10 protein-coding genes are annotated in these 12,562 nt (G+C 72.2%); 4 read left to right on the top strand and 6 right to left on the bottom strand.

Translation table 11 applies throughout. The features are described 5' to 3' along the window. The first annotated feature begins 15 nt into the window (after positions 1-15). The gene (locus ACWV17_RS09760) at positions 16-249 is read left to right on the top strand and encodes a DUF397 domain-containing protein (RefSeq protein WP_455359319.1); all 234 of its coding nucleotides are present in this window, start codon (positions 16-18) and stop codon (positions 247-249) included. Between the two features lie 83 nt (positions 250-332). Here the strand turns inward: ACWV17_RS09760 and ACWV17_RS09755 are convergent, their stop codons facing one another. From ACWV17_RS09755 to eccB, 5 genes are all read right to left on the bottom strand, one after another. Next, positions 333-623 (bottom strand): WXG100 family type VII secretion target, encoded by a 291-nt coding sequence (locus ACWV17_RS09755; protein ID WP_455357304.1) that lies wholly within the window; start codon positions 621-623, stop codon positions 333-335. A 42-nt stretch (positions 624-665) separates the two neighbouring features. After that, positions 666-1,007: a WXG100 family type VII secretion target gene (locus tag ACWV17_RS09750; RefSeq protein ID WP_455357303.1), complete on the bottom strand. Its 342-nt coding sequence runs from the start codon at positions 1,005-1,007 to the stop codon at positions 666-668. Between the two features lie 213 nt (positions 1,008-1,220). Continuing rightward, the gene (locus ACWV17_RS09745) at positions 1,221-2,669 is read right to left on the bottom strand and encodes an outer membrane protein assembly factor BamB family protein (RefSeq protein ID WP_455359318.1); all 1,449 of its coding nucleotides are present in this window, start codon (positions 2,667-2,669) and stop codon (positions 1,221-1,223) included. 86 nt (positions 2,670-2,755) lie between these two features. Next, positions 2,756-3,973, bottom strand: coding sequence for a type VII secretion-associated serine protease mycosin (gene mycP, locus ACWV17_RS09740; protein WP_455359317.1), 1,218 nt, complete (start codon positions 3,971-3,973; stop codon positions 2,756-2,758). 42 nt (positions 3,974-4,015) lie between these two features. Next, the gene (gene eccB / locus ACWV17_RS09735; protein ID WP_455359316.1) at positions 4,016-5,560 is read right to left on the bottom strand and encodes a type VII secretion protein EccB; all 1,545 of its coding nucleotides are present in this window, start codon (positions 5,558-5,560) and stop codon (positions 4,016-4,018) included. A gap of 213 nt (positions 5,561-5,773) precedes the next feature. On the opposite strand from eccB, the gene eccE reads away from it, so the two are divergent. From eccE to ACWV17_RS09720, 3 genes are all read left to right on the top strand, one after another. Continuing rightward, positions 5,774-7,060, top strand: coding sequence for a type VII secretion protein EccE (gene eccE / locus ACWV17_RS09730; RefSeq protein ID WP_455359315.1), 1,287 nt, complete (start codon positions 5,774-5,776; stop codon positions 7,058-7,060). Continuing rightward, a complete protein-coding gene (locus ACWV17_RS09725; protein ID WP_455359314.1) occupies positions 7,060-7,794 on the top strand; it encodes a hypothetical protein in 735 nt (244 codons plus the stop codon). The genes eccE and ACWV17_RS09725 overlap by 1 nt, the downstream gene beginning before the upstream one ends. A 298-nt stretch (positions 7,795-8,092) precedes the next feature. Next, positions 8,093-11,446 (top strand): SCO5717 family growth-regulating ATPase, encoded by a 3,354-nt coding sequence (locus ACWV17_RS09720; protein ID WP_455359313.1) that lies wholly within the window; start codon positions 8,093-8,095, stop codon positions 11,444-11,446. 96 nt (positions 11,447-11,542) lie between these two features. On the opposite strand, the gene ACWV17_RS09715 is transcribed toward ACWV17_RS09720, so the two are convergent. Further along, positions 11,543-12,496, bottom strand: a complete 954-nt coding sequence (locus tag ACWV17_RS09715) for a bifunctional riboflavin kinase/FAD synthetase (protein ID WP_455359312.1) — start codon at positions 12,494-12,496, stop codon at positions 11,543-11,545. Positions 12,497-12,562: the final 66 nt, after the last annotated feature.

Here is a 12,562-nt window from a genome sequence, read left to right as displayed (position 1 = left end):
AAGGATCTTCAACCGATGGCTGATGCAAGCGAGAAGGACGAGCTGTACGCACTGGACATCTCGGGGGTCGAGTGGGTCAGCGCACCCGATGCTTCCGCGGACGAGGAGCGGGTGGAGATCGCCTATCTTCCGGGGGGCGCGGTGGCGATGCGGTCGTCCGTGGACCCGGAGACGGTCCTGCGGTACACGGAGGCCGAGTGGCACGCGTTCGTGCTCGGGGCGCGGGACGGCGAGTTCGACCTCAAGTAGGGGCGTGCCGACGGGGTACGCACGAAGGGTGGTTGCCCGTCCCGCGGGCAACCACCCTTCGCCGTGTCCGGCCGGGCCGGACTTCAGAGCATGCGGAACCGGGCCGCGTTGCCCTTGTCGGTGTCCTGGTAGCCGACGACCGACTGGTCGAGGAGCTGGGCGATCTGCAGGAGCTTGGCGTTCATCCCGGACATCTCGGTGGTCAGGTCCCGCTGGATCTCGATGTAGGCCAGCTTGGCCTCACCTTCCCAGTTCTCGGCGGTGGCCTTGACCCTGGCCATCAGGTCGTCGAGCCACTGGCTGAGCTGCTGGCCCGTCAGACGGACGTCCGAGGCGGCCTGGGTCACGGTGTCGTAGTTGACCGCGGTGGTCATGTTCTCTCCTTCTTCGTGGGGTTCAGGGGTGAGCCGGGCCGCTCAGGCCATGCCGAGGATCTTGCTCTCGCCGGCCCGGGTGTCGTCCAGTCGGCGCAGCTCGGCGATGCGCTGCTGCTCTTCCTCCGTGAACCCCTTGGAGCTCATCCGCATGGTCTCCTCGAGCTCGATGAGGCGGACCTGAATCTTGCGCGCGTGGTCGTTCACACCGCGCTGCAGGATGTCGTACTCCCTGCCCGCCGCGCCCTTCCAGCCGGCCTGAATGCGGTCGACCACCGAGTTGAGGGCGCGGATGCGGTCATCGAGCTTCTGCTGGAGGCTGTCGATCTCCCCGGCAAGGCCATCGTGGTCGGAGGTGGTTACGTTGAGGTTTGGAGTCGCCATCTTTCCTCCTGTGGTCGGTAGCGACCGGAACGGCCGGGCTCGCTACTGAAGTTGTCGAGGACTTGCCGGCGCAGAGCCTGTCCCCCGTGTTGCGGATCACTCACGTGATACTACGAGTCACTCTAGCCACTCGGAGTGACGGTTCCAACTGCAAAGCCCCGCACGAGACTTGCCTCACGAACGACCCCGGCGAGGGCGCGGTGAAGGCCGTGATCAGCGTGCTCCGAAGGCGATTGCGATGGGGATCTTGTGAAGATTCCCGCCGAAGTCGTCGGGGCCGAACACCTCGGGGGAGCCGAAGTAGAGCCTGCCGTGCTCGTACACGATCTCCATCGCGTGCGGGCGGCCCATGACCGGCTGCAGCTCCTCGAGCGCCGGGGCGGTCAGCAGGACCTGCTGCTTACCCGTCGCGGGGTCGATACTCACGACTTCCGCGGGAACCTCCCCCAACCCCTCCCGGTAGGCGAGCAGCTTCTTTCCGCTCATACGCAGGGGCTGCATGACCCGGTACGCCTTCGACGGGAATCTGGCCCTGGCCTTTCCCGTGCGGAGGTCGAACGCCACGATCTCGTTGCTCGCCGTGTCGGGCCCGTCGGTGAACTCGTTCTCTCTGCTGGGCAGAAACAGTGTGTCGCCGCTCACCACGGGCGTCTTGCAGGACTCCACCAGGCTGCGGCACTTCGTCTCGTACAGCCCGTCCTGCAGCGGAACCATGGCACGCATGGTGCCGCGTTCGTCGATCGAGATGAGATCCGTCTCCGTCGTGGCATCACTGCCACCCGCGGCGACGGCGATGACGACCGGGTCGGTGGAGACGACGAACACCGCCCCGACGCCCGCTGCCGCCTTGTAGGTCCACTTCGGCTCTCCGGTGAGCGGATCGACGCGCTGAACCCGCAACAGGGGATTCGCCGAATCTCCGCAGGCGACCACGGAGACAAGACCCCGGCCGCCGGCGAATCCGCGATCCCGGCATTCCGAGGCGGGATTGGACTTCCACAGAAGCTTTCCCGTATCGACGCTGAACCCCGCGGAACCGTTGATCCAGCCGGCGGCGACGACGCCGTGGCTGATGGCGACTCCCGCCGTGAAATAGGCGACGTCGTCGGCACCCGGGATGGCCTTCTGCCAGACCTTCTTTCCGCTGTCGACATCGAACACGGCCAACTGGTTACAGGGCTGGAGCTGCTTGTTCTGCCGCTGCCCCGGCTCGAACACGACCGCGGTCAGACCGTCGTCCGTGACATGGCGCGCGGCGGCACACACGACACCGGGGAGCGGGATTCTCCAGACCTGCTTGCCGCTGTCGGCCCGGTGGCCCACCACCTCCCGGTCCAGCGTCTTGGCGAACGTCCGCTCGGTCGCCCACGTTCCCGGCGACTGGGACACCTCACCTTTGCCCAGGCGCGGCGAGCCGATCTTGTACAGAAGTGCGCCCCGGGTATGGGCCGGCTGCTGCTCGACGGTCTCCCGCACTCCGCCCGTACCCGCTCCGGCCACGGGTTCGGCCTTGCCCGGCCGCGGGCCGCCGGCTTCCCCGTCCGGGCCCCACAGCAGCCAACCGCCGCCGCCCAGAGCCGCGATCAGGAGGACCGCGAGGCATGCGGCGAGGACGGTCCGGCGCCTGCCGCCGCGCTGCGGCGCCCGGGGCGGTGCCGGCATCGGGGTCTGCTCCGGCGGAGGCTGCTCCGCCGGGGGCTGCGGCTGGAATGCCGGGGGCGGGGGGCCGAAACTCAACTCGGGGCCTTTCAGTCGGTGGTGCGACGCCGGCGCCGGGTGTCGCGGATCACGGTGGCCGTGCCCGCGATCACCGCGACCAGGACGGCGGCGATGCCCAGCGCGTACGTCGCGTACCGCTCGTCGCGCTCATGGGCGGTCTCGGTCATGGCCAGATGGGCGGGCTCGGGGGCCGGCGGTCTGGCGGGGCCCGGGTCCGGGGTCGGGGACTCTCTGGGCGCCTCGTCCTCGGTCAGGGCGCGCACCGGGTCCACGACCCCCCAGCCGACGAAGTTGTCGTGGCCGTTGATGGAACGCTCCGCCGTCTGCTCGATCTGAGCGATGATCTGACGCGGAGTCCAGTCCGGGTGCTTGGCCTTGATGAGGGCCGCGACCCCGGAGACGTACGGGGCGGAGAAGCTGGTTCCGTTGTCGACGCACTGGCCGTTGCCGGGCACGGTCGAGACCATGTCGACACCGGGCGCGGCGACCCCGACGAAGGCGCCGGACTGGGAGAACTCCGCGCGCTCGTTGTTGCGGTCCGAGGACGCCACGGCCAGGACGCCGTCGAAAGCCGCCGGATAGGTGTTCTTCTGCTTGCCGTCGAGACCGCCGTTGCCGGCCGAGGCGACGACCAGGACGTCCTGCTCGATGGCCTTCCGCACCGCCAGCGCGAGCCTTGAGGTGGCGGCCAGCGGCTTGGTCGTGTCCTGCGAGATGTTGATGACGTCGGCGTTCTTGGCCAGCGCGTGCTCGATGGCCTCGGCCATCGTCTTGTCGTTGCCGCTGTTCTTCTCGTCGTTCTGCCGGATCGGGATGATCGTGGCCTCGGGGGCCAGGCCGACAAAGCCGGTGCCCGCGCGCGGGCGGGCCGCGATGATGCCCGCGACCTTGGTGCCGTGGCCGACCTCGTCGCCCGTGCCGTCGCCGCCCTTGGTGAGGAAGTCGCGGCCCGCCGAGGCGTCGACCGCGCCCCTCAGCTGGACGTTGACGTCGTCGACTCCGGTGTCGATGACCGCGACACGGACGCCCTTGCCCTTGGTGTCCTGCCAGAGTTCGTCGAGCAGTACGCGTTGCAGCGCCCAGGGGCGGCCCTCGATCTGCTTCTTCATCGGGAAGGTGCACTCCCCGCCGCCGTCGAGGCGGGGGCGCGCGGCGGTGTCCTGCGCGCTCGCCGCCGGCGCGGCCGCGAGCCCCGCCCCCGCCAGCGCGAGGCCTGTGGCGAGCAGGGCGGTCTTCTGGTTCAGCACGTGGGTCCTCTCCCCTGTGACACGGTGCGCTCTCCGGCGCGCTTACGAGCCCTGGGGCTGGCGGGCGCTGTTGGTGTCGAGGCGGGGACCCTTGGACAGGAACTCCGACCAGGTGATGGGGACGAGGGCGGGGAGCACCTTCTCGTATCCGAGCCGGATCTGCGCCTGGCTGGGCTCGGGGCGCCCGTCCTGCTGCTTCTCCTGGTCGCCCGCGCCGATGTCCGACGTGCCGGCGTCGCTGTCGCCGTTCGCCTGCACGGCGTACCTGAGTCCCGTGTCCGTCACCAGGAAGAGGGAGCCGTCGGGGCGGGTCTGGTTCCCCTGGACCTGCGTGTACAGCAGCCCGGTGCCGGGGGTCACATAGGTGCTGGTGCCGGTGGCGGTGATCTCGGCCGGGTACGTGGTACCGGCCCAGGTGCTCAGGGTCGTACGGCCCTTGTCGTCGACGTTGCGCAGCACGCTGCAGACCGTGTCCCGGCCTCCGCCGCCGCCCGCCGAGTTGACCTGTACGGCCCTGTGCTCGGGCCAGCTGAAGCCGCTCGCGAAGGTCTCGCCGTCGGGCCGGAAGTCCTGGAGGTCGACGTCGCGCGCCTTGCCCTCCATGTCCAGCTCCTTGGTGGCGGGAGAGGTGATGATCAGCCGCGCCGTGAACTCCGAGACCGGCTGGACCTTGCCGGGCAGCACGACGTAGTGCTGCGGCCCGGAACCGGTCTCGGTCCGCAGGACCATGCCGACCCTGTTCTCGTCCGCCGAGAGCTGGCCCTGGATACCGGCGTCCGACCCGACCGGGCCCGGGAGTTCGGGGAAGGCGACCGGGCTCCCGGTGTGCAGGGTGGCGAGCCAGTCGTCGGTGACGGACTGCGGCTCCCGGTCGCCGACGAGCGCGAGGGTCAGGGTCTCCCGCTCGGCCGGCGCACCGCCGATGGCGTACTTGGTGCCGGACGCGTCCACCAGGTAGCGCGCCCTGTCCTGCCCCTGGACGTAGAGGACCTGACCGCCCCGCAGCCGCTGGGTGCCGTCGACCCGGTCCGCCTCACGGTCGGCGAAGACGAAGGTGGCCTTCTGCACGGTCTTGCCCCGCCCGCCCGGCTGCTGGCAGACCGCCCAGCGCTTGGCCTTGCCGGCGTCCTTCTCCCCCGGCAGCCGGTCGGGGGCGTACGGGATGCCGAGGATCGGCCCGCGCGGTGGCTTGCCGGCGTCCAGGATGTCGTCGCTGACCTGGATGACCGCGAACTGCCTGGGATTGAGCAGCAGTCGGGCGGAGGCGAGGTTCAGTACGGGGTGGAGCAGGGTCTTCCTGTTCTTGCCCTTGCCCGTGCTGAGAACGACATAGCGGGTGGTCGAGTTCTTGCCGACGATCACTTTGGCGCCGGGTGCGGCCCAGTCCTTGGGCGCCTTGGGCTTGAACATGCCCCAGGCGCCGAAGCCGGCCACCACGAGCGTGGCGACGATCACGCCGGGGACGACGGCACGCAGTGCGCGCGGCGCTCCCTCTTCCGTGCCCGAGGGTGAGGGCTGTAGGAACGCGGCCACCGTGCGCTTCTTCGCAAAGGTGTACGCGTTGAGCTCATCCCGCCGTGATGCCATCAGTGTCTGTTTCTCCCCGCGCGGCCCCAATGGTGAGCACAGTCCCCGGGCCTTGGTGTCCGGACCGGCCCCTACTATGCCTGCTGACGGTCGGCGCGCGCGGGGCGGGTAGGGTGATCCCGCCGCCAAAGCCCTTGTCGTACGGGTTGATCGGGATGAATTCGGGCCTTGTGAACTATTGGGGCCTCTTGACTACGGGGGGTGCCTTCAGGGATGGCTACCGCGACGCGGACACGGACGCGGCCCACCGCACCGGCGACACCCCAGGGCCCCGCCGCGCCGCATCTGAAGGCGCGCCCCGGCCACTTCGGATCGTTCCGATTGCAACAGCTCGTCTTGATCGAGGCTGCCGCCGCGCTGCTTCTGGTGGCCTGGGTGCTCGATCCGTTGCTGTTGGTCCCGGCCGGTGTGCCGGCGGCCGTCCTCGTACTGCTGGCCGTCGTGCGGCGACACCAGCGCTCCCTGCCCGAATGGATCTCCACCGCCCTGGCGTTGCGCGCACGCCGCCGCCGGGCCGCCGGTTCGGGCGGGTCCGTCGTTCCCGCCGGTACGGAGCCGGGGCTCGCGCCGGTGGTGGAGTGCGACCCGGCGCTGCGTACGTACACCTTCAGCGACCGTGAGCGCAGGCCCGTCGGGATGATCGGCGACGGGACGTTCCTCACCGCCGTCGTGCAGGTGGAGACCGACGCGACCGCCCTGCGGCCGGACCGTGGCGCCCGGCCGTTGCCGGTCGGCCTGGTGCGGGACGTGCTGGAAGTCGACGGGATCGTGCTGGAGTCCGCCCAGATCGTCCAGCACACCCAGCCCGCGCCCGCGCCGCATCTGCCCGAGCAGTCGGTGGCCGCGCGCAACTACGCGCCGTTGCAGGCCCGGACGGGCTCGCCGGCGGTCCGGCTCACCTGGATCGCGCTCAAGCTCGACCCCGAGCTGTGCCCGGAGGCGGTGGCGGCGCGCGGCGGCGGTCTCGGCGGGGCGCAGCGCTGTGTGGTGCGTACGGCCGACCAGTTGGCGAGCCGGCTGACGGGCGCCGGGTTCCGGGCGACCGTACTGACCGAGCAGGAGCTGACCGCCGCGATCGCGACGTCCTCGTGCGCCAACCCGATGGCGATCACGCAGGCGGGCCGCACCGAGACGCAGGCCCGGCGGACCGAGGAGACCTCGCGTACGTGGCGGTGCGACGACCGCAGACATACGACGTACTGGGTGGCCCGCTGGCCGCAGTTGGGCAGCGGCGGTGCGCCGATGCCGCAGCTCGTCGCGCTGCTGACCTCGATTCCCGCGCTGGCCACGACCTTCAGCCTCACGCTGGGACGGGGTGACCGCCAGGAGGTGACGGTCACCGGGCATGTACGGATCACCGGCCGCAGCGACGAGGAGCTGGTGACCGCCCGCCACGAACTGGAGCGCACCGCGCGGGGCGTGAAGACGGGGCTGGTGCGGCTCGACCGCGAGCAGCTGCCCGCTGTGCTCGCCACACTGCCGCTCGGGGGTGCCCGCTGATGTCCGTACCGACACCGATCACGCCGGCGGGGAAGCCGCGCCTGGGGTTCGGGCTGATCGGCCCGCGCCGCGACCGGCACGCGGTCTCCGTCGACCAGCTGTCCGCCCTGGCGTTGCCCGTCGGCGACGACGGGGTGGTCATCGGCGTCGACGCGGAGGGCCGGCCGGGGGTGCTGGGCATCAACCGGCCGACGCCGTACGACATCACGCTGATCGGCGGGCTGTGGACCGCACAGGTGCTGGCGCTGCGCGCGGCGGCCACCGGTGCGCGGGTCGCCGTCGAGACGGGCCGCGCGCAGGCGTGGACCGGCCTCGCGCAGGCGGCGGGCGGCGGCCAGCCGTGCATCACGCTCCACGAGGTGGGCCGGGTGCCGCCCCAGGGCGCCTCGGCCGGCAGCCCGGTGCTCGTGGTGCGGGACTGCGGTATGCGGCCGCCGCGGGGGCGGGTGGTGGCCGGGCCCTGGCAGTCCGTCCTGACCTTGCTGCCGTATCTGAGCCCGGTGGCACCGCGGTTGCTGGAGCAGGCCGGTCTGGTCGGCATCCAGCGCGTCTCGCCCGACGAGGCCGCGCAGATCGGCCGCATCATGAGCCTGCCGCGGGTGGAGACCGACGCGCTGTCGACGCTGGCCGACGGGGTCACGCTGTGGTGCACGGCCCGTGACCGGCAGTTCGTGATGACGGAGGCGACCGATGCCGAGACCGGATTGTTGGGCGCCGCGCGCAGGATGGACTGAACAGCCCGCTTTCCGTAGGGAAATGTCGGAGAGTTGACCGTTTTGCCGCCCGATTCGCGCTGTTTGAGGGCGCCTTGAGAGCGCGTCGACGGTATGGAGTGACGCACGGGACAGCCGGTCTGGGTCCGCCGGGCCTGCCGGAGCGGTGCGGATGATGATTAGGCTGGGTCCGGGCGCCGCGTCAGAACCCGCGGGCGGGCAGCGGCGTCCCGAGGGGGAGAGCCGGGCGGATCGGACGCAGGATCGGTCGCCCCCACCCACGACGGCACAAGGGTGCTCGACCACACCAGGAGGCAAAGTGAACGGCGATCGGAACGAGATCCGTGGGGGTTGGAACACCCCCGCCGACGATCAGTCCGACGCGGATCCCGCCGAGATGACGGGTGAGTTCACCATCGACTACACCCCGCCGGCCTGGTACACGCAGAACGCCTCGGGCGGCGGGCAGGACGGTACGGGCGCGCACACGCCGCCCCCGCCGGCCGGCCGGCCGGTGGCGATCCCCGGCCTCCCGCCGGCGGGAGGCTTCCAGCCCGCCCCCGACCGGGCGCCCGAGGGCGACCTGGAGAGCGGCGCGACGATGCGGTTCTCGCCGGCGGCGCTGCGGCGGGAGGTAACCGAAGGCACGCAGCCGGCCCCGGCCGCGGAAGCGAGCCAGCCCTCGCCGACCGAGGCCGGGCCCGCTCCGACCGCTGAGCCTGCGTCTGCGCCTGCCCCTGCGGCCTTCCTCTTGCCGGAAGCCGCGCCCGCCTCGCAGGCCGAACAGGGAACAGCTCCGGCGGGCGGACCCGCACCGCTCCCGGCCGCGGAAGCGAGCCAGCCCTCGCCGGCCGAGGCCGGTCCGGCCCAGACCGCTGACAACGCGCCGGTGGACGCGCCCGGCGCGGCCTCGCCGGCCGAGCAGGGGTCAGCTCCGGTGGGCGGACCCACGCCACTCCCGGCCGCGGAAGCGAGCCAGACCTCGTCGGCCGAGGCCGGGACGGCTCCGACCGCTGAGAACGCGCCGGTGGACGCGCCCGGCGCGGCCTCACCGTCCGAGGCGGGGCCGGCTCCGACCGGGCACACTGCCTCCGCAGGAGCGGGCGCCCCTGCGTCCTTCCTCTTGCCGGAAGCCGCGCCTGACTCGCGGGCCGAGCAGGGGTCAGCTCAGCTGGGCGGACCCGCGCCGCTCCCGGCCGCGGAAGCGGGCCAGCCCTCGCCGACCGAGGCCGGAACGGCGCCGACCGCTGAGAACCCGCCGGTGGACGCGCCCGGCTCGGCCTCGCCGACCGAGTCGGCGGCTCCGTCCGCTGGGTCTGCCTCCGGGCCGGTGTCGGAGCACGGAGCCGCACCGGTGGCGGAGCGTGCTGCGGAGTCGGACACCGAGGCCGCCGATGGCGGCGACGAGGGCGTGCGCGTGGCCGCTGTCGCGCCGGATGCGGCGGACGACGGTGGCCGGGACGAGGACGAGGTACGGACGGCGGCAGAGCTCGGCGAATCCGCCGACGAGCCGTCCGACGCCGTCCCCGCCGACGAACCGCAGGACGCCATCCCGAGCGACGCCCGGCCCGCCACGGCACAGCCGTGGTCGCCGCCGGTCCAGCAGGGCGAACTCCCGCCGCTGCCGCCCGCCTTCCAGCCGGCAGGCAATCCGCAGCCCGCGGCACCCACGGACGCGCCGCAGTGGCCGGCGCCTGCGGCCGGGCAGCAGCCCCCGGCGGCACCCGCTGCCCAAGCACACGGCGGCTACGGGTTCCCGCCCGCTCCTCAGGACGGGTACGGATTCCCCCGGCCCGCCGCAGCCCCGGCGCCGCAGGACGGCAACACCTTCACCCCACAGGGCCAACCACAGCCCGCCCCGCCGCACCAGAGTCCAGCACCCACCCCCGCGCCCCAGGCCGGCTACGGCTTCCCACAGACCGGGCCCAACAACCCCGCCCCGCAGGACCAGGTGCCCTCCCCCGGCCCGCAGACCGGCCCCAACGCCCCGGCTCCGCAGGACGGGTACGGATTCCCCCAGCCCGCCGCGGCCCCGGCGCCGCAGGACGGCAACACCTTCACCCCACAGGGCCAACCGCAGCCCACCGCCCCGCCGCACCAGAGTCCAGCACCCACCCCCGCCCCGCAGGCCCAGCAGAGCCAGGCACCCATCCCCGCGCCGCGCGGCAGCTACGGCTTCCCGCCCGCCGGCGCCAACGCCCCGGCTCCGCAGGACCAGGTGCCCTCCCCCGGCCCGCAGGGCGGGTACGGGTTCCCGCAGGCCGGGGGCGGGGGCAACCCGTCCCAGCCGCAGGCCAACCCGCCCGCGCCCCAAGCGCAAGCGCAAGCGCACGGCGGTCCCGCGAGCCAGCCGCTGCCCGGCGCCGCGTCCGCGCCCCCGCCGGCCGCGCCCTGGCCCCAGCACCCCGGCCAGCAGGCGCCGGCGGCGCCGCCCGCCGGGCCCGCCGATCCGCGTTCCGGTGCCGCATGGCCGACTCCCGTCGCCCATGACCAGCGGCAGCGTTCCGTGCCGGGCGCCCCGCTCGGGTACACCGCCGCCGTGGAGCTGTCCTCGGACCGGCTGCTGCGCAACAAGCAGAAGCCCAAGAGCAGCCGGAACCCCTCCGGCGCCGCCGCCCGCTTCAAGCTCGGCGGCAAGAAGGAGGAGGCCGAGCGGCAGCGCAAGCTGGAGCTGATCCGTACGCCCGTGCTGTCCTGCTACCGGATCGCGGTCATCAGCCTCAAGGGCGGCGTCGGCAAGACCACGACGACCACCGCCCTCGGCGCGACCCTGGCCACCGAGCGGCAGGACAAGATCCTCGCCATCGACGCCAACCCGGACGCCGGTACCCTCGGCCGCCGCGTGCGCCGCGAGACCGGGGCCACCATCCGTGACCTGGTCCAGGCGATCCCGTACCTCAACAGCTACATGGACATCCGCCGGTTCACCTCGCAGGCGCCCTCCGGTCTGGAAATCATCGCCAACGACGTGGACCCGGCCGTCTCCACGACCTTCAACGACGAGGACTACCGGCGCGCGATCGACGTCCTGGGCAAGCAGTACCCGATCATCCTCACCGACTCCGGCACCGGTCTGCTCTACAGCGCCATGCGCGGCGTGCTGGACCTCGCCGACCAGCTGATCATCATTTCAACGCCCTCGGTGGACGGCGCGAGCAGCGCGAGCACCACCCTCGACTGGCTCTCCGCGCACGGCTACGCCGACCTCGTCTCGCGCTCTCTCACGGTCATCTCCGGTGTCCGCGAGACCGGCAAGATGATCAAGGTCGACGACATCGTGCAGCACTTCGAGACCCGCTGCCGCGGTGTGGTCGTCATCCCCTTCGACGAACACCTGTCGGCCGGCGCCGAGGTGGACCTCGACATGATGCGGCCGAAGACGCGGGAGGCGTACTTCAACCTCTCCGCGCTGGTCGCCGAGGACTTCGTTCGCGCCCAGCAGCAGCAGGGGCTGTGGACGGCCAACGGCAACCCGCCGCCGCACCTCGCCCCGCCGATGCCCGGCGCCGGCGGCCCGCAGGGCTACCCGGCCCCGCCGCAGCAGCAGCCGTACCCGCCCCAGCAGCAGCCCCAGCAGCCGTACGGCGGTCAGCAGCCCCCCGCCCAGCCGTACCCGCCGCAGCAGCAACCCCAGCCGCAGCCCGGCTGGCCGCAGCAGCCGCCCCAGCAGTAGCGGCGGCAGCCGGGGCCACCAGCCACCGGAGCCCAGCAGCAACGAGGGCTCGCACCGTACACACGGTGCGAGCCCTCAACTGCTGTCCGGCGGAAGCTACTTTGCGTCGTACGCCTCGATCAGCTCCCGCGAGCGCTTCACGTCGTCCGCGATCGCCTCCAGCAGCGACTCGATCGAGTCGAACTTCTCCTGGCCCCGCACATAGGCGAGGAAGTCCACGGCGACATGCAGCCCGTACAGGTCGAGACCGACCCGGTCGATCGCGTACGCCTCCACGGTCCGCTCCGTGCCGTCGAACTGCGGGTTCGTACCGACCGAGATCGCCGCCGGCATCCGCTCGCCCGCCGCCGTCAGCCAGCCCGCGTACACGCCGTCCGCCGGAATCGCGGTGTGCGGCAGCGTCTCGACATTGGCCGTGGGGTAGCCCAGTTCGCGGCCGCGCTGCGCGCCGCGCACCACGACGCCCTCGACGCGGTGCGGACGGCCCAGGATCTCGGCCGCGCCCGTGACATCGCCCTCGCCGACCAGCCGCCGCGTCAGCGTGGAGGAGAACGGCTCGCCGCCACCCGCCTCGCCGCGCACGTACAGGTCGACGACCTCGACCTCGTAGTCGTACGTCGCCCCGAGCTCGGACAGGAACGCCACATTGCCCGCGGCCCGGTGCCCGAAACGGAAGTTGGGGCCCTCGATGACCGCCCGCGCGTGCAGCTTGTCGACGAGGACCTTCGCGATGAAGTCGGCCGGCGACAGCTGCGAGAACTCGGCGGTGAAGGGGAGGATCAGCAACGCGTCCACCCCCAGCTCGGCCATCAGCTCCGCGCGCCGGTGGTGCGGTGCCAGCAGCGGCGGGTGGCTGCCGGGGCGTACGACCTCGCTCGGGTGCGGGTCGAACGTGACCACGACCGACGGCAGGCCGAGCTCGTGGGCACGGGCGACCGCCCGCCCGATGATCAGCTGGTGACCTCGGTGTACGCCGTCGTAGGAGCCGATGGTGACGACGCTGCGTCCCCAGTCCTGGGGGATGTCCTCCAAGCCACGCCAGCGCTGCACTGTGACCGCTCCTCGCCCGAACCCGTGTGGTGATTGCCCATTACGCAGGTCTAAGACTGCCATGCT

The sequence above is a fragment of the Streptomyces mabaensis genome, from assembly GCF_053763515.1.
The sequence above is the reverse complement of the archived record's forward strand: the minus strand, read 5'-3'. Positions and strand labels throughout refer to the sequence as shown.

Coding starts and splice junctions, on each gene's coding strand:
- ACWV17_RS09750 (WP_455357303.1), bottom strand. CDS start 1,007: ATGGCGACTCCAAACCTCAACGTAACCACCTCCGACCACGATGGCCTT.
- ACWV17_RS09725 (WP_455359314.1), top strand. CDS start 7,060: ATGTCCGTACCGACACCGATCACGCCGGCGGGGAAGCCGCGCCTGGGG.
- ACWV17_RS09745 (WP_455359318.1), bottom strand. CDS start 2,669: ATGCCGGCACCGCCCCGGGCGCCGCAGCGCGGCGGCAGGCGCCGGACC.
- ACWV17_RS09760 (WP_455359319.1), top strand. CDS start 16: ATGGCTGATGCAAGCGAGAAGGACGAGCTGTACGCACTGGACATCTCG.
- ACWV17_RS09755 (WP_455357304.1), bottom strand. CDS start 623: ATGACCACCGCGGTCAACTACGACACCGTGACCCAGGCCGCCTCGGAC.
- eccB (WP_455359316.1), bottom strand. CDS start 5,560: ATGGCATCACGGCGGGATGAGCTCAACGCGTACACCTTTGCGAAGAAG.
- eccE (WP_455359315.1), top strand. CDS start 5,774: ATGGCTACCGCGACGCGGACACGGACGCGGCCCACCGCACCGGCGACA.